Consider the following 25,762-nt stretch of genomic DNA (forward strand, 5'->3'; position numbering starts at 1 on the left):
GTTTTACACCGCCTCACACCGCTTAGTGATCAACGGCACTAAACGCGCGCGCCACAAAAATACTGCTACTCTGAAGAAGAACATGCCGTTCGCACCGGAATGGTTTTTGGCACGCAAAAGATTTTTCTTTAATGAATTGCGCGAGCGGTACCACACCTACTTTCACTTTGTTGAGGCTCCCAGGGCGTGCAGGCGAGCTCCAAAGTGAGAAAGACTCACGCTACTTTGCTTGATAAAACTGAAGAAACTAAAACCTACTCTGCCGGCGTTGTGAACCTTGAAGGCGTTGCCCTTCCAGAAAACACAGATGAAGCAAAAGCTGACATCGAAGGCGACGTCACCAAAGAAGAACTAGCGCAAAAAACATTTGCCGATTTTGGCGTGGCCGCAGATTTCGCGGAGGCACTGGCCAAGAAGGACATTACCTACCCGTTCCCTATCCAGGCTCTGACATTACCCGTCGCTTTAGGCAAGCGCGACATCATCGGCCAAGCGAAGACAGGAACCGGTAAGACCCTCGGCTTTGGCCTGCCCCTCCTCATGCACGTTGTTCGCCCCGACGACCCGGACTACGCGAACAAAGTGCACTTCCCGGACCTTCCCCAGGCCCTCGTAATCCTGCCCACGCGCGAACTGTGTAAGCAGGTGACTCGTGACCTCCGCGAGGCGGCCGCTAACACCTCCATTCGCGTAACCGAAATCTACGGCGGTGCAGCCTTTGATCCCCAGATCGAGCAGCTCAAGAGCGGCACCGACGTCATTGTGGGAACGCCCGGACGCCTCATTGACCTTTTGAAACGCAAGGTTCTAAAGCTCACTAACGTGCACACGCTGGTGCTTGACGAAGCCGACGAAATGCTGGATCTAGGATTTCTACCCGACGTAGAAATTCTCATGTCGCGCGTTCCTGCGGACAGGCACGTCATGCTTTTCTCAGCCACTATGCCCGGCGAGGTGGTGGCACTGGCTCGCCGCTACATGCGTCAACCAACCCACATTCGCGCCCAGGATCCTGAGGATTCCTCTCCCACTGTTGCCAGTGTCAAACAAGTGATCTACAGGTGCCACGCCCTCAATAAACTCGAGGTTGTCTCGCGCATCCTGCAGGCACGCGGGCGCGGCCTCACCATCATTTTCACGCGTACTAAGCGCACCGCGGCATCAGTATCGCGGGACCTTGCATCGCGCGGCTTCGCCACCGCGGAGCTACACGGGGACCTCGGCCAGGGGGCTCGTGAGCAATCCATGCGCGCCTTCCGAAAAGGCAAGGTTGATGTGCTCGTAGCAACCGACGTGGCTGCGCGCGGCATTGACGTTGACGACGTCACGCACGTGATCAACTACCAGTGCCCCGAAGATGAAAAGACCTACGTACACCGCATCGGCCGCACCGGCCGCGCGGGTGCATCCGGCACTGCTGTTACGTTCGTGGACTGGGACGACGTACCGCGCTGGCGCCTCATCTCTAACGCGCTGGGCCTAGGCGTGCCCGAACCACTGGAGACCTACCACACCTCCGAGCACCTCTACACCGACCTTGACATCCCCACGGACGTCACCGGCAGACTTCCCCGCAGTGAGCGCACGCGCGCCGGGCTTGAGGCAGAAGAGTTCGTTGATGTTTCTGGCAAGGGCGAGCGCGCCCGCGGACGGGGAACCCGCAGGTCCGGCTCACGTGGGAGAAGCGGACAAAAGCGTGAGCGTAAACGCACTCGTCGCGGCGGCGCCGCCTCTCACAACTCGGGTGAACGCAAATCAAGCCGAAGCAAATCGGCCGATTCTGCGCGGGGCAAAGCCAGGAAAAACCAAGCTCCCCGCCGCAGGCGCACCCGCACGCGCAAGAACTCAGCCGAGTAAGCGAACCGCAGCAAAACGCCTGCCACCGATACTTAAGGCCGCTAGGGCCACAGAATCGAGAGCCTTCCCTGGCTCTCGATTTCTTGTATCACCTCAACAGGCGTGGTGTTCTCCCCCAACCGGTTGGGCTTACCCGTGCCGTGATAGTCGGAAGAACCCGTCACCAGCAGATCGCGCTCGCGGGCCACCTGTAGCAAGAACTCCTGATCTTCGACCGGATTGTCGCGATGGCGTACTTCGAGGCCGGCCAGACCGGCCTCGGCCATGTTGTAAATCACCTCGATGGGAAGCACCTTTTGGCGGGCGCGAGCCCGCGGATGTGCAATCACAGGGACACCGCCCGCAGCCCGCACTTTCTGTACGGCGACAACGGGGTCCTCCGCCCACAAAAATTGGTAGTAGGGGCCGCGCGGGTGTAGCACCTGCGCGAACGCCTCATCTCGCGAGCTAAACGAACCCGCCCTGATCAGCGCGTCTGCAATATGTGGGCGTCCTACCACGCGCACGTCTCCGCCTGCTCCCTCAACCACGTCTTCCCAGGTGATCGGGTAGTCCTGCGAGATCTTTTCAACCATGATCTTCGCGCGGTCCCGGCGGGACCGCAGCACCTTCTGGCTGGCTTCAACCAGCGCGGGATCTTGCGGATCATGCAGGTAGCTCAACAGGTGAACCGTTATTCCCTGCCAGGCGCAAGACATTTCCATACCGCGAAGCAGAGCAACACCGGCTGCGTGAACTTCGCGCGCAGCTTCGCTACTGCCGGTGGTGACATCGTGATCGGTAAGCCCCACCATGTCCAGCCCCGCATCGGCGGCCCTGCGCATCAGTTGCGCGGGCGTGTCCGTCCCATCCGAATGGTTTGAATGAGTGTGCGGATCAATCTTCAACATGTCTCCAGCTTAAGCGGCCCTCTAGCGGGATGACTATTGCCCAGCAAAGTTAGACAATAGGCACATGAGTGAAAAAGAATCAGTAGAACAATCCATGGCTGCGCGCGGCAACAATCGTTCCCGCCGCCCCAACTCGCAAGCATTCAAAGACTTCATAGGCACTAACTGGGGGCCGCGTTCATCCGAATTGCCGTCCCGAGCAGAGGTTGCCGACTATTTGCAGGCGCGTCACGACCTCGTTGGCGAAGCTTTTAAAGGTGAGCGCCTAGTTATCCCCGCCGGCGGATTGAAGGTCCGCAGCAATGACACGGACTACAGATTCCGCGCCCATTCCTCGTTTGCGCACATGACGGGCCTAACGGGAGAGCTTGAACCCGACTCGGTTGTAGTGCTTGAACCCACCGAAGATGGATCCGCGCACACGCATGAGGCTGTTCTTTACTTCAAACCGCGCGCCTCACGCTCATCCGAGGAGTTCTACGCGGACTCGCGCTACGGCGAATTCTGGGTTGGGGCGCGACCCTCATTGGAAGAGATGGAGGCGCTCACCGGCCTTAAGGTACGCCATATTGATACATTGCGCGACTCGCTCTCAAAGGACGCTGGACAGGTTTCCTTACGCGTTGTACGCGAGGCCGACGTCAACGTGACCGCCCTGGTTGACGAGATCCGCCAGCAGGTGGGCCTCCCCCACGGCAACGACGCGCAGGCAATCGATGATGCCCTCCAGCAACAGCTCTCTGAAATCCGTTTGAAGAAGGACGCGTGGGAGCTTCGCGAAATGCAAAAGGCTGTCGACGCCACTAAGGAAGGCTTCGAAGAAATCATCAAGCAACTTCCTCGTGCATCTAACCATCCACGCGGTGAACGCGTTGTGGAGGGAGCATTTGGTGCTCGCGCCCGCGAGCTGGGCAACGGTCTGGGCTATGACACGATCGCAGCGTCGGGTAACCACGCAAACACGTTGCACTGGATTGATAACGACGGTGAGGTTAAAGACGGCGATCTGATCCTGGTTGACGCCGGTATTGAGCTTGACTCGCTTTACACCGCTGATATCACGCGAACCATGCCCGTTAGCGGCAAGTTCACGCCGGTGCAGGCTAGGGTTTACAACGCTGTACTGGATGCGTGCGAGGCTGCACTGGCCGTAGCGAACAAGCCCGGCGCTCGCTTCCGCCACGTGCACGAAGCCGCGATGGAGGTCATTGCCCAGCGCTTGGAAGAGTGGGGCATCCTGCCTGTTCCAGCTGCAGAATCGCTGAAAGTAGAGTCCCAACTTCACCGCCGTTGGATGCCGCACGGAACCAGCCACCACCTCGGTTTGGACGTGCACGACTGCGCGCAGGCAAGGCGCGAAATGTACCTGGATGCAGTGCTGGAGCCCGGCATGGTGTTCACCATCGAACCCGGCCTTTACTTCCGCGCTGATGACCTCGCAATTCCCGAAGAATACCGCGGTATTGGCGTGCGTATTGAAGATGATGTTGTTGTGAATGAGGACGGCTCTGTCACTCGCATTTCGGAGGACATCCCCCGCACGGTAGCTGACGTTGAGGCCTGGATCGAGCGGGTACAAAACTCCTAGAACCCTCGATAACGTCTGCTCAAAAAGACTTCAGGCAAATAAAAATTGCGGCCAAGCGGCCGCAATTTTTATTGTCCTCTACCCGGCTTACCGGTTCGGGTTATCATTTGACTCACCCGGCTGGCCTGCAGGGTCACTCGATTCCGATTCGGGCACCTCGCCGTAAGCAGGCTCTGCCGCATCTGCCACGCCTGCGCTTTCAGGCGCTACCGGTGCTGGCGTCGCCGACTCTGGGCCGCCGACACCAGACTGCATGCGCGCCTGGTGGGCTTCACGCTCGCTTGGGCTGAGACGCACGCCGTACTTAGGTTGCTCTCCGGGGCGTGAGCCGAAGGCGCTCGGCTTAGACAAGTCCTCGACAGGACGGGTCGGCTGGGGATCACGAGTCAGGTTGCCCGGGGTGCCTCGCAAAACTTGGCGGAACTCACCGGCTCCCTCTTTCGCTAAAATTGCGTAACGCGCGGCAACCACTTGCGTTGCAGACGTGAAATCACGCTTGCCCCGGCTCAGCGCATACGGCACCGACGCTAGTGACATTCCAAACACGGCGCCCATCGCCATACCAACGATAACGATCGCAAGCGAAGCGTTGGGAGACCAAAGCGCAGAAAACAAGCCAATAAAAAGACCCAGCCAAATGCCCGAGAGGAAGCCATCCCACAAGACTTTGCCCCAAGTCAGACGGCCTGTGATGCGCTCTACGAGCTGCAGGTCCGTGCCCACGATCGCGAGGCCGCGCACGTCAAAAGCCTGGTCAGAAAGGTGATCAACCGCCGCCTGTGCCTCCGCATACGTGCGGTAAGAGGCCACCTCCGTGCCCTGCGCAGGAGTTGGCAAGCCAGTAGCAGAAATTGCTTCAATACGTTTCATACCTTCACTTTTGCAGATTAATCTGCATGTTGCCTCATCAAGTGCCAACTTTTCACTATGAGATGAACCCTTTGGCATTTGTCGGCCTGCTAGCGCCTCAAAGCGATGCCGGAAAGCTCATGATGGCTAGGTCGCGGCAGTCAGAACCCGGGTTTATTAGAAGACCTGGGAGGCGAGTGTGTCGCTTCCCATCGCGCGGCCGGCGCCGCTTTTGGCCGCGCTCAGCTACCCTTGAAGTGTGAGCACTTCAGACCACAAACTTGCCCCGCGCGGCACGCGTGTATTCGTAGGAAAAGTTGCCGGAACCGGCGTTTTTGACCCCATCGGAGACCAGGTGGGGCGCATTTATGATGTGGTTTCCATCATGCGTGTGAACCGCGCGCCCGACGTGGTGGGCTTCGTTGTGGAGGTTTCAAACCGACGCCGCGTGTTTGTTCCAATTTCGCGCGTCACCGCCATCGAACCGGGTGCGGTTATCACCACGGGCCTGCTGAACATGCGTCGTTTTACCCAGCGCGAGGCCGAAACGCTCATCATCTCCCAATTGTTTGACCGCGTGGTATCCATGCGCGATGGTTCAGGCGAGGTCCGTATTCGCGACGTGGGCATGGAGCAGCGCCTGCCTCGCGAATGGCGAGTAACGGAACTATTCGTAGAACGCGTTACCAAATCAACGTTTGGTTTTAAACGCGCTGGCGAAAGCATGCTGGTGTCCGTTTCCGACGTGACGAAACTGTCCACACAGGTTGGTGTGCAGGACGCCACCAGCCTGATTGCGTCCACGCATGACATGAAGGCAGCAGACCTCGCTGACATTATTCGCGACCTTCCCGAAGAACGCATGTACGAGGTAGCCTCACAGCTTTCCGATGAGCGCCTCGCTGACGTGTTGGAAGAGCTCCCCGAGGATGACTCGGTGTCGATCCTCGAACGGCTCCAGGCGAAGCAAGCCGCAGATGTGCTCGACGTGATGCAGCCGGATGACGCCGCCGACCTCATCTCTGAACTAGCGCCCCTAACCGCGCAAAACCTGCTGAACCTCATGGAGCCTGAAGAGGCCGAGGACGTGCGCCGACTCATGCGCTATGACGATGACACTGCCGGTGGCCTTATGACCACCGAGCCCGTGATTTTGCCGCCGGACGCAACCGTGGCCCAGATGCTGGCAAACGTGCGAAACAAAGACATTCCACCCGCCCTCGCCGCCATGGTTATTGTTGCGAGGCCGCCGCTAGAAACTCCTACGGGCAAGTTCATTGGCGTGGTACATATTCAGCGGGCACTACGCGAACCACCGCAATCACTACTCGGAACTATCGTCGATACTGACATCGAAACAGTTGATCCGCAGCGTTCCATCCGGTCGATCACCAAAACGCTTGCAATGTACAACCTGACGGCCGTTCCGGTAGTGGATGAGCACGGGCACGTACTGGGCGCTATTTCGGTTGACGACGTGCTCGATAACCTATTGCCAGAAGACTGGCGCGATCTGGACGACGAGTTTTAAGGGGGTTTGAATGGCTGAGCGACTAGATACTCCGCTAACCAGGCGACGTTGGCTACCGCGTATCAACCTTGAATCCGAGGGCGTAGGGCGCGTAGCTGAAGCTATCGCCCGCTTCTCTGGTACCCCGCAGTTCCTCATCTACCTAACTATCTTCGTGTTCGCGTGGCTGGGGTGGAACACGTTTGCTCCGGCTCACCTGCAGTTCGACAAGGCCGAGCTCGGGTTCACTGCCCTCACATTGATGCTGTCCCTGCAGGCCTCCTATGCGGCTCCTCTGATTTTGCTTGCGCAGAACCGCCAAGATGACCGCGACCGCGTTACTGCCGAACAAGACAGGCACCGCGCCGAGCGCAACCTTGCCGACACCGAGTACCTCACGCGCGAGATCGCGGGATTACGTCAGGCCTTGGGCGACGTTGCTACCCGCGACTTTGTGCGCTCTGAGATACGCGACCTGCTAGAAGAGATTTTTGAACACGACCTTGCTCGCGATAAGTTGCGCGAGACACAAGAAAGCGACGAGGTTAAAGAAGCTGACGCGGATCAGTAGCCGCTCACTCAAGTTATAACCGTTGCCCGCGGTGGTATGCGGGAATAACGGGCGGCGCTCAAACGCACGCGCGAATGACTACCCGCGACCCTTAAAATCAACTCCGCGACTTGCTAACTACTCTTCGGATGGATCTGCATCCGGCTGGCTAAAGCTGGCAAGCGCATCTACAACGGTCTGAGCGAAAATCTTCGCGCCGTCATCATCTGGATGCACGTAGTCAGAAGCCAGCAGGTCAGTGTGATCGCGAATCGCGGCGTTCCAGTCCGCTACCCGTGCAACATCGGAATGCTTCTGAGCGAACTCGCGAATGAGGCTCGCCGACGGTTCAACCCAAGTGGTTCGCGCGGGCCCAAAACCAGTTACGAGAACGAGGCGCCGATCCGGCCCGATGGTTTTTAGCATGTCATCAAGCTGGCCTGGATCCACCGGTCCGTTGGTGGCCAGAGCAACCACCACGTACGTGCGCAGTGATCCGTCCTCGGCAGCGGCATGCATGCGGCCAATGCCCTGGTACACCCAGCGCGACACCTCTGCATCAATCTGCACGCCCGGTAGCAATTCTTGAAGGTGCGCGGCCGAAGCCACCGTCACGGAGTCGCCGTAAACCACTGTGTTCTCCCCCGTAGCAGGGTTCAACGTCGGCTCCGGCTCTTCTGTGGGAGCCTGTGTTGGGACCTCCGTGGGCGCCTCCGTAGGTTGAGAGCCACCTTGCAACGCATGCTGGCCACGCTCCACAGCAATCTGCGCCTGCGTTTTCTCGGGCGCCGAAAGTAAGAAACCAAGTACGGTGCCAACCACCACAACAGCGACGAGGCCGGGCGCCATGATCCGGCGGTAGCTTTGCCACTGCGGAGCCTTCGGCATTGGCGTGGAAGGGTCGATCAAGTCCCACGAGGGGCCGAGCCACCGCTTAATAGTTGCGCCAATCCCCTCTTGCCGCATGGGAACCTCAACGTATCGATACGAGAGGGTAGCGGCCAACACCGACCCGGCAATAACGATCAGCGCAATCAGTATCACGGGTGCGGCCGGCAGCATCTTGCCGGCGATTACCCACAGCGGCCAATGCCACAGGTAGATCCCATATGAGCGCTCCCCCAGCCACACCAGGGGGCGCGCGTCCAACAGGTTTGCGAGGAGGTGGCCGGGCCCGCCCGCCTCGTCAATCTGCGGGAGGAATCCCTGAATCAAACCCAGGGTAGCCACCACCGCGATGAGCGTGCCCCACGGGTACACCCACGCGCGGTCATCGGGGATGAGGAACCAGGTACTCACGATGATGGCAAGGCAAATCCATGCGAGGAGGCCGCGCAACCACTTTTGCCACCCGGCCACAACCTTGTCCGGCATGCCCATCGGGTCGGTTGCCACCATTGCGAGGGCCGCGCCGAGCATCAGGCCAAAAGCGTGCGAATCCGTACCCTGGTAGGCGCGCGTGAACTCGGTTGTATCTGAAACCCAAAAGGCCATCAAACCGGCCGAAATTACCGCGAGCGTCAAGGGCACCGCAGGGCGCCACTTGGGGGGCAAGAACAAAATGCCCACCACCGCTAGCGGCCACAAAAGATAAAACTGCTGTTCCACAGCCAAGGACCACACGTTTGTCCATAAATGTGGCTGTGTCTGGTTGAAATAGGAAACGCCCTGCGAGATTTCCACCCAGTTGTATGAGAATGTGAGGACGCCTACGAACTGCGGCAAAATGCCCACCAGCAGATCGCGATTCAAAAGGCCGGCCACGATCAGGGTTATCACCGACATCAGCCCCACTGCGGGGAGCAGGCGGCGAATGCGGCGCAACCAGAACGACTTCAAGTTGATGCCGCCAAACCGCTGATTTTCGCGGATTAGGAGGGCAGTAATCAAAAATCCAGAGAGGACGAAGAACACGTCTACGCCCAAGAAACCACCAATCGCCACTCCTGGAATCAGGTGGTAAGCGAGCACTGCAGCGGCCGCGAGCGCGCGTAGCCCGTCCAGTCCGCGAACTCGCCGAGCGGGGGTGCGCGCCTCGGGTCGGCGTGGAGCTTGCAACTCCTGCTTGCCCATTACGGCCGACGCTTGTTTGCGCACTGGCTCACCATTCACCTATTGCAACCCGCCTCGTAAATTAATAGCCCCGAGATTTTCTTGCCTCTTAGACTAACCCCGTAAGGCATCCCATCCATGGACCGACTAGTATGGCGTGTATGAGTATCCTTACAGAAGAACAGGTGCGCGAAGCGCTCAGTTCCGTCATCGACCCTGAAATTCAGCGGCCAATCACCGAGCTGAACATGGTGGGAGATATCGAAATTGACGACGGCAATGTGATCGTCAACATTTTGCTCACCACCGCGGGTTGTCCGCTTAAGCACACCATTAACGAGCAAGTTGAGAAGACCCTTTCTGCCCTCGAAGGCGTGACCGGTGTGCGCGTCATCATGGGCGCCATGAATGAGGAGCAGCGCAAAGCTCTACGCGAACAGCTAAACGGCGTCGTTGAGGAACGCGAGATTCCATTCGCCCAGCCCGGCTCTCTAACGCGCGTCATTGCGGTGACCTCGGGGAAGGGCGGAGTTGGAAAGTCTTCCGTAACCGCGAACCTCGCAGCGGCAATGGCAAAGCAAGGTTTGAAGGTTGGCGTGGTTGACGCCGACATTTATGGTTTTTCAATTCCTCGCATGATGGGCGTTGAACACGAACCGCAGGTTATTGACGGCATGATCATTCCGCCTATTGCTAACGGCGTTAAGGTCATGTCGATCGGCATGTTTGTGCCGGATGGCCAGGCAGTTGTGTGGCGCGGCCCTATGTTGCACCGCGCAATCCAACAGTTCCTTGCAGACGTGTTCTGGGGCGACCTAGATGTGCTTCTGCTTGACCTTCCGCCGGGCACGGGCGACGTTGCCATCTCTATCCCGCAGCTTCTGCCCACGGCTGAGATCCTAGTTGTAACCACGCCACAGCTGGCCGCAGCTGAGGTTGCCGAGCGCGCCGGATCCATCGCGGGTCAAACTCGCCAGCGCGTTGTTGGCGTAGTGGAGAACATGTCTTACCTGCCCCAGCCTGACGGCACGCACCTGAACCTATTTGGTGAGGGCGGTGGATCTACCGTTGCGGCGCGCCTATCCAGTGCTCTTGGCTACGAGGTGCCACTGCTAGCACAGATTCCGCTAGATGTGGACCTGCGCGAAGGCGGAGACGAGGGCAAGCCCGTTGCCCTGTCCGAATCGCCCGCATCGACCGTGCTGAATGGCCTTGCCGCAAAGCTTGGCAAGCATGCACGCGGCCTTGCAGGGCGCCAGCTGGGTGTAACCCCCAAATAAGACCGGCCCTAGATAAGCAAAGGTGGTGGAGCAGTTCAGATGAACTGCTCCACCACCTTTATCCAAACTATTTCCATACTTATTTGCGGTGCTTTAACGTCTTCGCCCTTGTCTTCATGGTTGGCGAGGACGACGTGCGGATCCGCCTGGGTTTGACCGGCGCCGCAGGTGCGGGAGTCGGCCTAGCCTGAGTAAGCTGAACCCCCTCGGCCTTCGTTGCCGATTGCGCTGGCATCTTGCCGGTACCACTCGATTTAGGAGCGGACGGTCTAGATGAGGGCGGCATCGGGGAAAGCGGATTCATGAGCTTCTTCCACTCATCCATCTCCTCTTGCACGGCCTCGCGAATCAAACGACGCGGATCATACTGGCGCGGATCGAGCTTTGACAGATCAACCTGCTTGAAGTCATCCCCCATCTGATCATCCAGCGTAGCCCGCCACTTCGTGAGTTGTAAGCGCGTGCTCTTCACAATGCGCGTCACGCCCTTTGCCACCGCCGGCATCCTCGAGGGGCCCACAACCAGCATGATGACCACAAGGATCACCAAGAATTCACCGCCACTGATTGAAAAACCCATAACCCCATTCTAATCGTCCACGAAACTATTAGCCCAAGACGATAAACTATACGCAACTGCGCAAAATTTTTCGGGAAAGGGGCGCATCATCGCTACCGATAAGGCACTCAGCTGGTCCTACTGCGAGGAATTCGTACCCGAGGGCGAGGTTTTAATGGCCACGCGCCTCCAGGCCGAAGAGCTCGGATGCACGCCCATCTCACCTGGCACCGGAGCAACCCTGCGCTCCCTCGTTGCCGCGTGCGGCGCCAAAGCAGTAGCTGAAATCGGCACGGGCACGGGCGTTTCCGGACTGTGGCTACTATCCGGCATGAGCGAAGACGCCGTCCTCACCAGCATTGACTTTGACGCGGAACACCATCGCGTTGCCCGCGCCGCATTTGCCGCGGCGGGAATGAGGCCACCGCGCACCAGGCTCATTACCGGGCGCGCACTCGATGTGCTCCCCCGCATGGCCTCACGTACCTACGACCTCATGTTCCTAGACGGAGCCGTTAGCGAAACCCCCGAATACGTTGAGCACGCAACGCGTATGCTCCGCCCCGGTGGTCTCATGATCATTGCGCACGCCCTCTGGCACGACCAGGTAGCAGACCCAGCCAGGCGCGAACCAGACACGGTTGCCATGCGCCAGCTGGCCAAAGATATTGCGGACTCCAGCAACTGGGTCACCCAGATCCTCCCCGTAGGCGATGGGCTGCTCGTGGCCATCCGCCGATAAACAAAGCCAAACAAAAATGGTGCCGGCAGATGGCCGGCACCATTTTTGTAAACGCTAAGAAATCGCCTCTTGAAGTTCCTTCGCAAGCACCTTCGCTTCATCAGGCGTGAGCTCAACAACCAGGCGCCCACCACCCTCAGAAGGAATACGCATCACGATTCCGCGCCCCTCCTTGGACGCCTCCATAGGGCCATCTCCAGTACGAGGTTTCATTGCAGCCACGTGTAAATTCCTTCCCCTCGTCTACGGGCGATCACGATTTAAGCCGCCCTATACCCCTTTTATTCTATCGCGACACGTGAGTTTCGGCATGACAGAGCGCAAAACTGCCCGCATTCACACCACTACTGGTCACATTCACATGCGCTGATCGCGCGAGCGTTTGATGTCGTCAGCGAGGAAATCTTCTATCACTGCCATGGCTTGCTCGGGTGTATCCACAAGGTGGATCAAATCCATATCGTCCTCGTGAATCATTCCCTCTTTCACCATCACGTTTTGTAACCAATCCAGCAGACCGCCCCAGTAGGAGCTATCAACCAGCACTATTGGGAAACGGCGAATCTTCTCGGTCTGTACCAGCGTGAGCGCTTCAAACAGCTCATCAAATGTGCCAAAACCACCCGGCATCACCACAAAACCTTGCGAGTACTTCACAAACATGAGTTTGCGCGTAAAGAAGTAGCGGAAGTTCACGCCCAGATCAACCCACTTGTTCATGCCCTGCTCGTGGGGTAGCTCAATGCCGAGGCCAACCGAAACTCCGCCCGCCTCAACCGCGCCCCTATTCGCAGCCTCCATGATTCCCGGGCCACCGCCCGTAATCACAGCTAGGCCCCGTTCGGCAAGCATCCGGCCCATCTTGTGCGCAAGCGCGTAATCCTCACTCTCGTGATGTGTGCGCGCCGAACCGAACACTGAAATCGCAGGGCCCACCTCTGAAAGCGCGCCAAACCCCTCCACAAGCTCGGACTGGATACGAAGCACGCGCCACGGGTCCGAATGGATCCAATCCGCATCAGACTGCGGCTTCAGCAAATACGCATCGGTGGTCTCTTTGGGCACCTGCCTACCCCTGTACAGGAGCGGGCCGCGCCGGTAAGTTGGACGTTTCGTTTTTGGGCTCACTTTTTCTCCACAATCAGTGCAACATTCTGGCAACCTCGGACAAAGTGCCCGAAATCGATGGATAAACCGTGTATGCCGAAGACAGCTGATCAACCGTCATACGGTGTGTCACCGCGAGCGTCAGCGGGAAAATCTGTTCTGATGCGCGCTCGCAAACAATCACCCCACCCGTGATCACACCCGTGTCAGCTTCGGCAAAAATCTTCACAAAACCATCGCGAACACCCTGCATTTTTGCCCGCGGATTACGCGCAATAGGTAGCTGTGCGATCTTGATGTTCATGTGATTCGACCTCGCCTGATCTTCGGTCATACCAACCGTGGCAACCTCGGGCAAGGTGAAAATAGTGGAACCAACGAGGGACACATCTAGGGGCGTCACTGCATCTCCAAGGGCGTGCCACATCGCTATGCGTCCCATTTGCGCGGCCACCGAAGCCAGCGGGAACACGCCCGTACAATCCCCTGCCGCATACACGTGCGAGGCAGAGGTGCGCGAGACCCGGTCCACCTCAATGTGGCCGCGCTCAGTCAGGCGAACCCCGGCTTCCTCCAAGCCAATCCCCTTCGTGGACGGCACTGAACCCACCGCGATCAGCACGTGGGAGCCACTTAGAACCTCGCCCGATTCCAGCTCAACTTCAACGCCCTGTCCGGTGCGCCTAGCGGCCTTGGCACGCGCATGACCTTTGATCACCATTCCGCGCCTCTCAAACACGTCTTCGATCAAGCGAGCCGCGTCCTCATCCGCATTCGGTAGCACGCGATCGCGCGAGGACACCAGCGTCACCTTGGTGCCAAGCACCTGGTAGGCGCCCGCAAGCTCCGCGCCCGTCACGCCCGAGCCGATTACAATCAAATGCTCTGGCGGCTCCTTCATGCCGTACAGCTGTACCCAGTTCAAGATTCTCTCGCCATCAAATGGCGAGCCGGGCAATGCGCGCGGGCGCGCCCCCGTGGCGATCAGCACCACGTCGGCACGTAGCGTCATCTCGATCTGATCCCTAGCGGCCTCTTCCCACCCCTTCGACACGAACACCTCGCGAGTGCCATCGGGAAGTAGCGAAGCCCCGATCTTGCCCACGCCATCAACCACGTTCACGCCCAGGACCTCCAGGCCCGCGCGAATGTCACGGGACTGGGCGCTTGCCAAAGCGCGCACGCGCTCATTAATCCTCATCAAATCAGCCGTGGGGCTGTCCGTTCCCACGCCGATACCGAGTTCTTCCGCCTGCTCTGTTTGTGTCAACCACTGTGCGGTAGCAATGAGCGTCTTAGACGGCACCACATCCGTCAACACTGCCGCGCCACCCAAGCCCTGGGCTTCCACCAGCGTGACTTTGGCACCAAGTCGAACCGCGACCGTCGCGGCCTCATATCCACCCGGACCGCCGCCAATAATTACAACCTCCGAGCCCTCTCTAACCGGCGACGCTGCCGGCTCAGCCCCCGGGCGGTGCGAACCTGAATCTGCGGCCTGCTCGACGCTAGTCATACGATCAATCCCTCACTAAAATTAATAGGTTGCTTCCCCATTGTTACCTATCAAGTGGTTCACCATCACAATTTTCCAGTAAAATAGATGGTTATGAATGAAACCAGCCAAAACAATGAACTAGACGTTAATGACCCTTTTGGAAAAGCTGAAGAAGCAGCGAAATATATCGCGGATCGCACCGGCGTAAAGCAGCACGACATCGCCCTTGTCCTCGGATCCGGATGGGGCGGAGCAGCCGAACTTATCGGCAAAACCGTAGCTGAAATTCCCGCCCACGAAGTTCCCGGCTTTTCCAAGCCAGCAGTTGAAGGCCACGTGGGTCTAACCCGCTCCATCGAACTTCCCAGCGGCAAGCACGCCCTGGTCCTTGGATCACGCACGCACTACTACGAAGGACGCGGCGTACGCGCCGTGGCCCACGGTATCCGCACCGCCGCGGCAACCGGCGCGAAAATCGCGGTACTCACCAACGGGTGTGGCGGCCTACATCCCGAATGGACACCGGGCCAGCCCGTCCTCATCAGCGATCACATCAACCTCACAGCGGCTTCGCCCCTAGAAGGTGCAACCTTCGTTGACCTGACCGACCTGTACTCGCAAAGGCTTCGCGACCTCGCCCACGAAATTGACCCGACCATTCCCGAAGGCGTCTACTGCCAGTTCCGCGGGCCTCACTATGAAACCCCCGCAGAAGTGCAAATGGCGAAGGTTCTAGGCGCCGACCTGGTTGGAATGTCTACCACCCTTGAAGCTATCGCCGCGCGCGAGGCAGGGATGGAAGTACTCGGCATTTCCCTCGTTACCAACCCGGCGGCAGGCATCTCAAAAACTCCCCTGTCACACGAGGAAGTAATCCAAGCCGGACAAGCCGCGGGCCCGCGCATCTCGGACCTGCTTGCCAACATTGTCCGCAACCTTTAATAGCGCCCGACCGGGCGCCCCAGCGCATGCGCTGTTACCGGAAGGAAACCCATGGCGACATTCAATGAACGCCTAATCCAACAGTGGATCGACGACGATCCGGACGAGAAATCGAGAGCCGAAATAGAGGCCCTCCTCGCCATCTACAAGGCCGGCGGGGAAGGAAGCGGCGAAGCTGAAGCTGAGCTGACCGACCGCTTCGACGGCACCCTCGAATTCGGCACGGCTGGCCTGCGCGGCAAACTTGGGGCCGGCCCCAACCGCATGAACCGCGCAGTGGTTATCCGCGCGGCCGCCGGCCTCGTCGCCTTCCTCAAAGAAAAAGTTGGAGACGACTTCACCCTGGTTGTGGGCTACGACGCCCGCTACCAATCCGACCAGTTCGCAAAAGACACGGCCGGCATCGCCACTGCGGCCGGCGGGAAGGTCTACCTGTTCGACCAGCACCTGCCCACACCCGTCACTGCTTTTGCACTCCGCCACCTAAACGCGGACGCGGCCGTCATGGTCACGGCATCACACAACCCGCCCCAAGACAACGGCTACAAGGTCTACCTGGGCGGACGCGCCGTCAATGATTCAGGCCAAGGCGCGCAGATCGTACCTCCGTTCGACGCGCAAATTTTTGACCAGATCAAGGCCGTAAAGTCGATCAAGGCCGTGCCGATTGCCGAGGACGGCCACGAAACCCTGGGCAAGGACATCCTGAACGAGTACCTGACTCGGGCCGCATCGCTAGTTCCCGCAGGGGCAAAAGACCTGCGCATCGTCCTGACCTCCATGCACGGCGTGGGTGGCGACACTTGCCTCGAAGCACTTCACCGCGCCGGTTTCGAGGACGTGCACATCGTCAAAGAACAGCACGATCCAGATCCGGACTTCCCCACCGTTGCGTTCCCGAACCCGGAGGAACCCGGCGCTCTGGATCTGTCCTACGAACTCGCACGCAAGGTTGATGCGGACCTCATCCTCGCCAACGATCCGGATGCAGACCGCATGTCGGCCGCCATCAAGGATCCGCGTGCCGAAGGCGGCTGGCGTCAGCTGGCCGGCGATGAGGTAGGCACGCTCCTGGGCGAAAAAGCAGTTCGCGAGCACGCCGGAACCGACGCGGTGGTGGCCAACTCCATCGTGTCTTCCCGCCTGCTGTCCCAGATTGCCGCGCACTACAACGTGGCCTACAAGGCGACACTGACCGGCTTCAAGTGGATCTCGCGCGTGCCCGGCGTTGTATTTGGCTACGAGGAGGCCCTGGGTTACTGCGTTGACCCCGGCTTTGTGCGCGACAAAGACGGTATCACCGCATGCCTAGAGCTCGCCCAGATGGCAGCTGAGCGCAAGGCCGCAGGCTCGTCGCTACTGCAGGCGCTGAACGACCTCGCACGCCGCCACGGCCTTTACGCAACCGCTCCCCTGTCCATCCGCGTATCGGACCTCTCCCTCATTCCGAAGGGCATGGAGAACCTGCGCGGAGGCAGCCTCAAGGAGCTTGCCGGCTCCCCGTTGGCGTCCGTGACCGACCTGTCAGAAGGATCCCCGGAGCTTCCACCTACAAACGGCCTCGTGTTCCTATCCGAGCGCGGCGACCGCGTTGTGGCCCGCCCGTCCGGCACGGAACCAAAGCTCAAGTGCTACCTCGAAACCATTGTTGCGGTTCCCGAGGGCGCCAGCATGGATGATATTCGAGACGAGGCCGATCGACGCCTCGAACTCATGAAGAAAGACATGCGCGACGCGCTCGGCATTTAGCAGCTAAACGCCAGTAGATGCGCACAAGATTGGGCCGGGCATTACACATGCCCGGCCCAAAATTCTTGTTAGCTCAGATTAGTCATCCATGCCCGCGAGGATAACCTTCGACGAAGACAAGCCAAGGCGGGAAGCACCGGCCGCGACCATCTCCAGCGCGGTCTTGGTATCGCGGATACCACCCGAAGCCTTAACACCCAGGCGATCGCCCACGGTATCGCGCATCAGCTTCACTGCGTGGACCGAGGCGCCACCGGCCGGGTGAAAGCCCGTGGAGGTCTTCACGTAGTCAGCGCCCGCAGCCTCGGACGCCTTGCAGCAAGCCACGATCTCCTCATCCGTCAGCGCGGCAGACTCGATGATCACCTTCAACAGCGCACCCTCGCTGGCTTCGCGAACAGCGCGAATGTCGGCCTCTACCTCGTCAAACTTGCCTTCCTTAACAAGCTTCAAGTTCACAACCATGTCGATCTCCTGCGCGCCCAGCTCAACCGACTGGCGAGCCTCCGCGGCCTTGACCTCAGGCATGTGCGCGCCCGATGGGAAACCACAAACCACAGCGACCTTCAGGCCCTCAGGAACCTCAATCGGCAACTGGTTTGGCGAGACGCAAACCGAGAAAGTACCCAGCTGCGCACCTTCCTCGATCAATGCCTCGACGTCCTTCGCTGTCGACTCGGGCTTCAACAGGGTGTGATCGATCATTTTTGCAAGTTCTGCACGCTTCATTTTCTTTTACATTCCTTCCGGTATCACAGCAACGAGTACGCGCTGCCAATTACCAAACGCGCGCTCGCGTGTGCGAGAGCGGGAGCGAGCAACAAAATCGCTCCACTCCATCGTCCAATATTTGCCCTCAGCGGGCTCAAAAATCTCTATCTGATCGCCCCTCATAGAGGCGGTAATCACGTGGCGGGGAATCACATCTGCAAAGCACCACGGTTCTTTTACCTTCAGTGTTCCCCCGCCCGTGAAGAATGCGACGTCCTCGTCCCGTTTAAGGGCCGACAACGCCAGATCCTCAATGCCTGGTATCCATGCGTATCGCCGATACTTTAGGCCTGTAGCACGGCTCAGCAGGCTCGTCATCGCCCACGGAGACGTGCCCAAACTTCTTGGCCAGGGCATTCCCATGCGCGAGGCGATGCGGTGAACGCGTTCCTGTTGCAAAGCTGCCTCGGCCGCGTTCATGTCCGCATACTTCTTGACGGAAGGCACGTGTTTTGAAGCCACCTGGAGGGCGGCCGCAATGCCACACGTCGTATCCGTAGCCTGCCTATGCATCGGTTAGCTAATCCGATCAAGCACCACGGAGGCGCGCTCAGCCGGCTTCTCATCACCGATGTCGTAGCCGCCTTCCAGCGTCTGCAGTGCGCGCTCGAAACGCTGTGGCGTTGCCGTGTGCAGCGTCATGAGGGGTTGACCCTTAACCACCCTGTCGCCCGGCTTTGCGTGAAGCTCGATACCTGCAACGGCCTGAACCTCCTCGCCGGCGCGAGCGCGACCCGCGCCAAGACGCCAAGACGCCACGCCCACTGAAAGCGCATCGAGGCGGGTTAGGTACCCATCCCGCTCGGCAACAACATCGTGCGTGTCCTTTGCAACCGGGAGCGGAGCATCCGGATCGCCACCCTGAGCGGTGATCATTTCCCTCCAGCGGTCCATTGCACGCCCATCCTTCAAAGCGGCCTCAATATCCGCATCAGGCTTTCCAGCAGCGGTGAGCATTTCGCGAGCAAGCTCAACGGTCAGCTCAACAACATCCGCCGGGCCACCGCCCGCAAGAACCTCAACGGACTCACGCACTTCCAGGGCATTACCAACCGTAAGACCAAGCGGAGTGGACATGTCCGTGAGGAGTGCGGAGGTCTTGACGCCATGATCGGTACCAAGATCAACCATTGTGCGGGCAAGCTCGCGTGCCTTGTCAAGATCCTTCATGAACGCACCCGAACCGACCTTCACGTCCAAAACGAGTGAGTCGGTGCCCTCCGCAATCTTCTTCGACATGATCGAACTGGAAATAAGCGGAATGCAATCCACGGTAGAAGTGATGTCGCGAAGCGCGTACAGCTTCTTATCCGCGGGGGCAAGGCCTGAACCAGCTGCACAAATCACGCAACCGGGGCCGGCTAGCATGTCAATGACTTCCTGGTTGGATAGGTTTGCCCTCCAACCGGGAATCGACTCGAGCTTATCGAGAGTGCCACCGGTGTGCCCGAGGCCGCGGCCAGAAAGCTGCGGGACAGCCACGTCAAATGCAGCTACCAACGGAGCGAGCGGAAGAGTGATCTTGTCACCAACACCGCCCGTAGAGTGCTTATCAGCGGTGCGGCGCGGAAGCGAGCTGAAGTCCATGCGCTCACCGGAGTTGATCATTGCGAGAGTCCAGCGTCCAATCTCGGCGCGCGTCATTCCGTTTAGGAAGATCGCCATCGCCATGGCAGCCATCTGTTCTTCACCCACGTCACCGCGAGTGTACGCATCGATGATCCAATCAATTTCTTCGGGGGTTAGTTCCCCACCGTCACGCTTGTGACGGATAACGTCTACAGCGTCAAAAGTTTTCTTCATGCTATGACCTTTCAACTTCGTCGAGGTCGTCTGGGCCGAATGCGTCCGGGAGGACTTCGGCCATCGTCTGGATACCCCGAGGCATCTTCATAAGAAGCTGCTTGCCTCCGTGCTCGTACAGGATTTGCCGGCATCTGCCACACGGCACGATGTGGTCGCCATCCTGGTTGACGCACGTGAACGCGACGAGGCGGCCTCCACCTCCGTTAATTAGGTCGGAAATCAGGCCGCATTCAGCGCAAAGCGTTACGCCAAGGCCCGCGTTCTCCACGTTGCAACCAGTGATGATCCGCCCGTCATCAACAAGCGCGGCAGCACCAACCCGATAGTTCGAGTAGGGAGCGTAAGCTCTGCTGTTTGCAGCTACGGCCGCCTCGTACAGTTTGGTCCAGACTTCTTCATTAATTTCAGTCATGGTGTTCCTTAGGGGTCTCTGTTAGCCCCCAAAAAACTTGGGGGCTAACGGTTAGTTGATTCCGGTTTACGGGTACGGTTTCCCCTCAGCGGCAGGCGCCCGGACTACTCCGACGAAGCCAGCAACCGCGAGGATCGTAATCACGTACGGGATCATGAGCAAGAACTCGGATGGAACGTTTGATCCAACTGCCTGCATGATGGCACCCAGGTTAGTGGCAAAACCGAACAGGAGGGCTGCACCGAATGCGCCCTTCGGATTCCAACGGCCAAGGATCATCGCCGCGAGGGCAATAAAGCCGTTGCCAGCAGCCATGTCCTTAGAGAACGCGAGGCCCTGACCGATCGTGAAGAATGCGCCACCCAGGCCGGCAAGAGCACCGCCCAGTAGCACGTTCATCCAGCGCGTGCGGTTAACCTTAATACCCACGGTGTCAGCGGCACGCGGGTGTTCACCACAAGCCCTCATGCGCAGTCCCCAACGGGAGTTGAAGACCATGAACTGCAGGATGATTACCGTGAGGAACATCAGGTAAACGAGGATCGACTGGTTGAACAGGATCGGGCCGATTACCGGGATGTCCGCAAGTACGGGGATCTTCAAGTTCGGCAGTCGGTTCACCGAGTTCAAAGTCTCCGCGTTGTACTTCAGTACCGTGGAGTAAAGGAACGAGGTTAGACCAACCACGAGCATGTTCAGCACAACACCCACAATGATGTGATCGGTGCGGAAGTTGATGGTGAACAGTGCGAGCAGCACGGCAACTAGAGCACCCGCGATTGGCGCACCAATGAGGCCGAAGTACGGATTGCCCGCAACGGAAGCCACAACCGCGCCAAGGAAAGCACCGAATAGGAGCTGACCTTCAATCGCGATGTTAATAACGCCGGAACGTTCGTTGACTACACCTGATAGCGCACCGAATACGAGCGGCGTAGCAAACGCTAGAGCGCCGGTCAGCAACGACACGGCCGGCAGATGTGCGTCCTTGCCCGCAATCGTGGAGAGCAAGAATGCGATCACGAAAGGTACGGCAACAGCCACAAGTAGCCAGCCGTTTACGTGCTTGCGTTCCTTAGCCAAGTACCAGATGTATCCAGTTACGGGTACTGCGATTAATGCCATGATCCACGAGGTCAAACCGGCTGGCAAAGTGGTATCCGGAATGGTGAACCATGAGGTTGCGCCAGACCACGAGACCGTTGAGTCTCCCCTGGTGGTGAACGCGATGATTACCGTGAGGACTGCCATTGCGGTTGCGGCGATCGGATCGCGCAACTGCATCTTCAGGCGAATGTCATCGCCTGCCTTCTTATGCTGAACTACGTTTTCAGTGCTCACTTTGCGGCCTCCTTCTTAGCTCCAACCGAGGCGCGCGCAGCCACCTTTCGCTTATTGCGGTAGTACTGAACTGCTTCAGATGCCGCAATCAACAAAACGATGATCGCCTGCGTGACCTGAACAATGTCCACAGGAATTCCAGCGGCTGCCTGCATGGTGGAACCGCCTGCAGCGAGCGCGCCAAACAGGATGCCGGCGAGGACGGTGCCGAGCGGTGTCGATTTACCAAGTAGCGCAACCGTGATTGCGTCGAAGCCGTATGAACCGGCCGTAGCGCTGGTAAGGAACTTCTCAGTGCCCAGTACGGGAGCCGTACCGGCAAGACCGGCGAGGCCACCCGAAATCACAAGCGTCAAGAAGATAACGCGCGGAACGGAAATGCCGGCGGTTCGCGCTGCGTTTGGATTTGCACCAGCGGCGCGAAGCTCGAAACCAAACGTGGAGCGCTCCAGGAGCCACCATACGAATACGGCAGCCAGAATCGCGATAATAAATGAAAGGTCAAGACGGTAGCTTGAGCCGAGCAGGCTCGGGTACGTGGCCGTGTCGGCAACGTACATTGACTTACCTGCCGAGCCGTCCCCCTTCATGAACTCCTGGCTCAGAGTCCACGAGAGGAACAGCAGAGCAATGGAGTTCAACATGATGGTCACGATAACTTCGTTTGCGCCAACCTTTGCTTTCAAGAAGCCCGGGATTGCGCCCCACAGAGCACCACCCAAAACAGCGCACACTACCGCAACAATGAGGTGCAGAACAATCGGAAGGTGCAGGTGCATGCCCACAACCGTGCCCACAAAAGCACCCATGATCAGCTGGCCCTGCACACCGATGTTGAACAGGCCCGCGCGGAACGAAACCGCGATTGCAAGACCGGCAATGATCAGTGGGACCGAACGGGTTAGCGTCTCAAGAAGAGGTTTAATGCCAACCGCGAAGGAATCTGCCTGATAGTTGTATATAGAACCTCTAAACAGCGACGAGAAGAAGCTCTGGAACGTAGATCCAGCCGCTTGGAAGAAGTCCGACGGCTGCGCAAAAAGATAACCGGCAGCGGTTTGGACGTCCTCGTTGAAGATCACAACGATCAACGCGCCGAGCACCAGTGCAACTGCAATAGCACCTAGAATCACGGCCGTATTGATAGAGAACAGGCGCTGCGTCAGTCGGCTACCGAAAGGAACCTTGTCAGATTCTGCTTTCTTTCCTGCCGGCTTTTCAACTTCGCGCTCTTGCTCGGAGATCTCGCCGGGGCGTTTTTGCTCAGTCGGCTGCGGATTTGTTTCCTGACTCATTCGCCAGCCTCCTCAATCTTCGTTGTATGAGCCTGCGCCTGCGCCTCTTCAAGAGGCACACCAGCCATCATGAGGCCAAGCACAGAACGCGGCGTATCCGCCGGAACAATGCCCACGATCTTGCCGCGGTACATAACCGCAATACGATCAGCAAGCGCATCCACCTCGTCCAGCTCGGTAGAAATCACCAGGACAGCGGTGTCATTGTCGCGCTCTTGCACGATGCGCTCGTACACAAACTCGATGGAACCAACATCGAGGCCGCGAGTTGGCTGTGACGCCACAAGGGCCTCTAGATCGCGCGAGAGTTCCCGCGCCAAGATAGCCTTCTGCGCGTTACCGCCAGAAAGCGTAGAAATCGGATCGTGGATGGACGTTACGCGCACGTCAAACATGTCGCGTAGCTTCTCCGCATGTTTTTCCACCACCGCGGGCAACATATTGATGCCCTTGGCAAAAGGTGCCCGATCGTAAACGTCTAGGATCATGTTCTCTGCGATAGAGAACGAGGCGATCATGCCGTTTGTTGACCGGTCTTCCGGGACGTATCCAAGGCCCTTCTTCTGCAAGCGTTCCTTGATGGTGAATGCGGCAAGATCTTCACCGCTGATCTTAATGGAGCCAGAGTTTGGCTCAATATCACCGAGGATCGCTTTGGCAAGCTCAGTTTGGCCGTTGCCCTGCACGCCCGCTACACAGACGATTTCGCCCTTGTGAACGTCCAGGCTTACCCGGTCGAGCAGGATGTTCCCCTCTTCGCTTACAACCGACAGATCCGAAACGGATAGTCCCACTTCGCCCAGCTTTGCCTCGTTCTTATCAACGTCAAGCTTCACGGGGCGGCCAACCATCTGGGAGGCCAATTCGGTTTCCGTGGACTGCGGGGATGCCTCACCAACAACCTTGCCGCGCCTAATCACCGTGATTCGGTCTGCAACCGCTCGCACCTCACGTAGCTTGTGGGTAATGAACACGATTGAAGTGCCCAATTCCTTGAGCTGAACCATGATGTCCATGAGCTCATCGGTTTCTTGCGGCGTGAGCACTGCGGTGGGCTCATCCAAAATCAGAACCTTGGCCTCGCGCGACAGCGCCTTAATGATCTCCACGCGCTGCTGCGCGCCAACTGAGAGATCTTCAATGCGCGCATCCGGGTCGATATCAAAACCGAAACGAGCCGAGAGCTCGTTAACCAGTTTGCGTGCCTTCGTCTTATTTATAATGCCAAGCGCTCCAGTGGGCTCGTAACCGAGGGCTACGGATTCCGCCACTGTAAAAACAGGGACCAGCATAAAGTGCTGGTGCACCATACCAATGCCAGCTGCGACCGCATCTCCGGGGCCGCTGAAATGAACCGGCTTATTATCAATCAGGATCTCACCGCCATCTGGCTGGTAGAGACCGTAAAGGACATTCATCAAAGTTGACTTGCCCGCACCATTTTCACCAAGAAGAGCGTGAATCTCCCCAGGCTCGACGGTGATGTTTATGTTGTCGTTAGCGACGAGCGGACCGAAAACCTTGGTGATGCCTCGAAGTTCGAGTTTCACAATGTTTTCCTTCGTTTCAAAGCGCCCATAAAGCCAGGTAAGGCCCGGATGCCGAGAAGGGCGCCCGGGCCTTACCTACTTGTATTGGTCAGCTCTGTAAATTACGGCTGGTTCTTGGTCTCAACCTTGATCTTGCCAGAAATGATGTCCTGCTTAATCTGCTCAATCTCATCCTTGAGCTCTGCAGGAACCTTCGAATCGAAGTCGTGGAACGGTGAGATCGAAACGCCGCCGTTCTCGAGATCGCCAACGTACTGCTCCGAAGTCCAGTTGCCATCAGCAACAGACTTGATCGTGTCAAACACAGCCTGGCCGATCTCCTTCATCACCGAGGTGAGGATGTACTGGCCCTGTTCCGGCTGGGTGAGGTAACCGTCAGCGTCAACCCAGATAACGGAAACGCCGTCAGATTCGGAAGCAGCGGTGAGCGCACCAGCGCCAACCGGACCAGCTACTGGCATGATAATGTCAGCGCCCTGGTTAATCAGCTGCTGAGCGGTGTTCTTGCCCTTAGCGACATCAGAGAAGTCACCGGTGTAGGAGCCTTCCTGGCTCTCCATGTCCCAGCCAAGAAGCTTCACATCGGTCGAGTGGACCTCGTTGTACTTCATCATGCCGCCTTCGAAGCCATCAGCGAAGATAGCCGTCGAAGGAATCTTCATGCCAAGGAAGGTACCGATCTTACCGGTCTGGGTCATACCCGATGCGAGGTAGCCAGCGAGATAGCCGGCCTCAGCCGTGTTGAACACAAGTGCGCGAGCGTTCTCCGGCTGGTTCTCGAAGGTCGAGTCAACTAGAGCGAACTTAACGTCCGGGTGCTCAACAGCCTTAGCCTCAAGCTGAGCGGCCATCTTGAAGCCAACACCAATGATGAGGTCACAGCCCTCATCGATCATCGTGGAGATGTTCGGATCAAAGTCAGCATCCGAGTTAGACTCAGCGGTCTTCACCTCAACGCCGAGTTCCTTCTCAGCGCGCTTCAAACCTTCATAGCCCGACTGGTTAAACGACTTGTCGTCAAAGCCGCCCTCGTCAGAAACCATGCAAGCCTTGACGTTGCTTGCACCCTGCGCGCCGCCGGTCTCGCCGCTTGCGTCTTCGTTACCGCCCTGATCCGGGGCCGAACCGCAAGCTGCCAGCATCAATGCTGCTGCAGCAGCAACCGCAGATACCTTAATCGTTTTCTTCACAGTTCCTCCTGTGGAAATTTCTAAAAGTATGACGAGTCTCCCCCCAAAGAAATAGCCGGGGTCCGCTCGCGTGCACGTAACAGTATAACCGATCCAGCCGGCACCCAAAACTTTCTCACAAGATCGTAAGCTAACAGTTACATTTGCCGGTTTTCCTGCACCCAACACACGCTTTTGCGGCCAAAACAGAACAAAAAAGCGGATTGGGAGACCCCGTCTCCCAA

General features: G+C 58.3%; 23 protein-coding genes. 8 read left to right on the forward strand and 15 right to left on the reverse strand.

Annotated features, from left to right (window positions below; all coding sequences use genetic code 11):
- Nucleotides 1-204 precede the first annotated feature (204 nt).
- Nucleotides 205-1,857 (forward strand): DEAD/DEAH box helicase, encoded by a 1,653-nt coding sequence (locus tag HMPREF1628_RS00895; RefSeq protein WP_034506755.1) that lies wholly within the window; start codon nucleotides 205-207, stop codon nucleotides 1,855-1,857.
- Between the two features lie 41 nt (nucleotides 1,858-1,898).
- Here the strand turns inward: HMPREF1628_RS00895 and HMPREF1628_RS00900 are convergent, their stop codons facing one another.
- On the reverse strand, nucleotides 1,899-2,747 hold the full coding sequence (locus HMPREF1628_RS00900; RefSeq protein ID WP_034506603.1) for a PHP domain-containing protein: 849 nt from the start codon (nucleotides 2,745-2,747) through the stop codon (nucleotides 1,899-1,901).
- Nucleotides 2,748-2,811: 64 nt separating this feature from the next.
- Here HMPREF1628_RS00900 and HMPREF1628_RS00905 point away from each other — a divergent pair, with 64 nt between their 5' ends.
- Nucleotides 2,812-4,335: an aminopeptidase P family protein gene (locus HMPREF1628_RS00905; RefSeq protein ID WP_034506608.1), complete on the forward strand. Its 1,524-nt coding sequence runs from the start codon at nucleotides 2,812-2,814 to the stop codon at nucleotides 4,333-4,335.
- 87 nt (nucleotides 4,336-4,422) lie between these two features.
- On the opposite strand, the gene HMPREF1628_RS00910 is transcribed toward HMPREF1628_RS00905, so the two are convergent.
- The gene (locus HMPREF1628_RS00910) at nucleotides 4,423-5,205 is read right to left on the reverse strand and encodes a general stress protein (protein WP_052038736.1); all 783 of its coding nucleotides are present in this window, start codon (nucleotides 5,203-5,205) and stop codon (nucleotides 4,423-4,425) included.
- A gap of 238 nt (nucleotides 5,206-5,443) precedes the next feature.
- On the opposite strand from HMPREF1628_RS00910, the gene HMPREF1628_RS00915 reads away from it, so the two are divergent.
- Entirely contained in the window at nucleotides 5,444-6,715 is a 1,272-nt protein-coding gene (locus tag HMPREF1628_RS00915) for a magnesium transporter MgtE N-terminal domain-containing protein (protein WP_034506612.1), read from the forward strand.
- A 10-nt stretch (nucleotides 6,716-6,725) separates the two neighbouring features.
- Entirely contained in the window at nucleotides 6,726-7,265 is a 540-nt protein-coding gene (locus tag HMPREF1628_RS00920; protein ID WP_034506615.1) for a DUF1003 domain-containing protein, read from the forward strand.
- Nucleotides 7,266-7,382: 117 nt separating this feature from the next.
- On the opposite strand, the gene HMPREF1628_RS00925 is transcribed toward HMPREF1628_RS00920, so the two are convergent.
- Nucleotides 7,383-9,356 (reverse strand): acyltransferase family protein, encoded by a 1,974-nt coding sequence (locus HMPREF1628_RS00925; RefSeq protein WP_052038737.1) that lies wholly within the window; start codon nucleotides 9,354-9,356, stop codon nucleotides 7,383-7,385.
- Nucleotides 9,357-9,448: 92 nt separating this feature from the next.
- Between HMPREF1628_RS00925 and HMPREF1628_RS00930 the strand changes: the two genes are divergently transcribed.
- The gene (locus HMPREF1628_RS00930) at nucleotides 9,449-10,576 is read left to right on the forward strand and encodes an Mrp/NBP35 family ATP-binding protein (RefSeq protein ID WP_442853073.1); all 1,128 of its coding nucleotides are present in this window, start codon (nucleotides 9,449-9,451) and stop codon (nucleotides 10,574-10,576) included.
- A 79-nt stretch (nucleotides 10,577-10,655) separates the two neighbouring features.
- On the opposite strand, the gene HMPREF1628_RS08555 is transcribed toward HMPREF1628_RS00930, so the two are convergent.
- Complete coding sequence (locus tag HMPREF1628_RS08555) at nucleotides 10,656-11,156, reverse strand: twin-arginine translocase TatA/TatE family subunit (RefSeq protein WP_052038738.1); 501 nt, start codon at nucleotides 11,154-11,156, stop codon at nucleotides 10,656-10,658.
- Between the two features lie 154 nt (nucleotides 11,157-11,310).
- On the opposite strand from HMPREF1628_RS08555, the gene HMPREF1628_RS00940 reads away from it, so the two are divergent.
- Nucleotides 11,311-11,877 (forward strand): O-methyltransferase, encoded by a 567-nt coding sequence (locus HMPREF1628_RS00940; protein WP_232219343.1) that lies wholly within the window; start codon nucleotides 11,311-11,313, stop codon nucleotides 11,875-11,877.
- Between the two features lie 54 nt (nucleotides 11,878-11,931).
- Here HMPREF1628_RS00940 and HMPREF1628_RS08800 read toward each other — a convergent pair whose 3' ends face one another.
- The 3 genes from HMPREF1628_RS08800 to HMPREF1628_RS00950 all read right to left on the reverse strand — a co-directional run bounded on the left by HMPREF1628_RS08800 (nucleotide 11,932) and on the right by HMPREF1628_RS00950 (nucleotide 14,500).
- Nucleotides 11,932-12,099 carry a DUF3117 domain-containing protein gene (locus tag HMPREF1628_RS08800; protein ID WP_070617939.1) on the reverse strand — a complete coding sequence of 56 codons (168 nt, stop codon included), beginning with the start codon at nucleotides 12,097-12,099 and terminating at the stop codon, nucleotides 11,932-11,934.
- Nucleotides 12,100-12,234: 135 nt separating this feature from the next.
- Nucleotides 12,235-13,005: a TIGR00730 family Rossman fold protein gene (locus HMPREF1628_RS00945; protein WP_034506623.1), complete on the reverse strand. Its 771-nt coding sequence runs from the start codon at nucleotides 13,003-13,005 to the stop codon at nucleotides 12,235-12,237.
- A 13-nt stretch (nucleotides 13,006-13,018) separates the two neighbouring features.
- The gene (locus HMPREF1628_RS00950) at nucleotides 13,019-14,500 is read right to left on the reverse strand and encodes an NAD(P)H-quinone dehydrogenase (protein ID WP_034506627.1); all 1,482 of its coding nucleotides are present in this window, start codon (nucleotides 14,498-14,500) and stop codon (nucleotides 13,019-13,021) included.
- Nucleotides 14,501-14,593: 93 nt separating this feature from the next.
- Here HMPREF1628_RS00950 and HMPREF1628_RS00955 point away from each other — a divergent pair, with 93 nt between their 5' ends.
- Nucleotides 14,594-15,424 carry a purine-nucleoside phosphorylase gene (locus HMPREF1628_RS00955; protein ID WP_034506771.1) on the forward strand — a complete coding sequence of 277 codons (831 nt, stop codon included), beginning with the start codon at nucleotides 14,594-14,596 and terminating at the stop codon, nucleotides 15,422-15,424.
- Nucleotides 15,425-15,475: 51 nt separating this feature from the next.
- Nucleotides 15,476-17,173 carry a phospho-sugar mutase gene (locus tag HMPREF1628_RS00960; RefSeq protein WP_034506630.1) on the forward strand — a complete coding sequence of 566 codons (1,698 nt, stop codon included), beginning with the start codon at nucleotides 15,476-15,478 and terminating at the stop codon, nucleotides 17,171-17,173.
- A gap of 78 nt (nucleotides 17,174-17,251) precedes the next feature.
- Here the strand turns inward: HMPREF1628_RS00960 and deoC are convergent, their stop codons facing one another.
- From deoC to HMPREF1628_RS01000, 8 genes are all read right to left on the reverse strand, one after another.
- Nucleotides 17,252-17,902 carry a deoxyribose-phosphate aldolase gene (gene deoC / locus HMPREF1628_RS00965; protein WP_034506632.1) on the reverse strand — a complete coding sequence of 217 codons (651 nt, stop codon included), beginning with the start codon at nucleotides 17,900-17,902 and terminating at the stop codon, nucleotides 17,252-17,254.
- A gap of 6 nt (nucleotides 17,903-17,908) precedes the next feature.
- The gene (locus HMPREF1628_RS00970; RefSeq protein WP_034506637.1) at nucleotides 17,909-18,457 is read right to left on the reverse strand and encodes a hypothetical protein; all 549 of its coding nucleotides are present in this window, start codon (nucleotides 18,455-18,457) and stop codon (nucleotides 17,909-17,911) included.
- Nucleotides 18,458-18,460: 3 nt separating this feature from the next.
- On the reverse strand, nucleotides 18,461-19,747 hold the full coding sequence (locus HMPREF1628_RS00975) for a thymidine phosphorylase (protein ID WP_034506639.1): 1,287 nt from the start codon (nucleotides 19,745-19,747) through the stop codon (nucleotides 18,461-18,463).
- A gap of 1 nt (nucleotide 19,748) precedes the next feature.
- Complete coding sequence (locus HMPREF1628_RS00980) at nucleotides 19,749-20,162, reverse strand: cytidine deaminase (protein ID WP_034506641.1); 414 nt, start codon at nucleotides 20,160-20,162, stop codon at nucleotides 19,749-19,751.
- Between the two features lie 66 nt (nucleotides 20,163-20,228).
- A complete protein-coding gene (locus HMPREF1628_RS00985) occupies nucleotides 20,229-21,503 on the reverse strand; it encodes an ABC transporter permease (protein WP_034506644.1) in 1,275 nt (424 codons plus the stop codon).
- On the reverse strand, nucleotides 21,500-22,798 hold the full coding sequence (locus tag HMPREF1628_RS00990; RefSeq protein ID WP_034506647.1) for an ABC transporter permease: 1,299 nt from the start codon (nucleotides 22,796-22,798) through the stop codon (nucleotides 21,500-21,502). Before HMPREF1628_RS00990 ends, HMPREF1628_RS00985 begins: the two co-directional genes overlap by 4 nt.
- On the reverse strand, nucleotides 22,795-24,348 hold the full coding sequence (locus HMPREF1628_RS00995; RefSeq protein ID WP_034506650.1) for an ABC transporter ATP-binding protein: 1,554 nt from the start codon (nucleotides 24,346-24,348) through the stop codon (nucleotides 22,795-22,797). The genes HMPREF1628_RS00990 and HMPREF1628_RS00995 overlap by 4 nt, the downstream gene beginning before the upstream one ends.
- A gap of 101 nt (nucleotides 24,349-24,449) precedes the next feature.
- Entirely contained in the window at nucleotides 24,450-25,538 is a 1,089-nt protein-coding gene (locus HMPREF1628_RS01000; protein ID WP_034506655.1) for a BMP family lipoprotein, read from the reverse strand.
- Nucleotides 25,539-25,762: the final 224 nt, after the last annotated feature.

The organism is Actinomyces sp. S4-C9 (assembly GCF_000758775.1).
GTDB lineage: Bacteria > Actinomycetota > Actinomycetes > Actinomycetales > Actinomycetaceae > Gleimia > Gleimia europaea.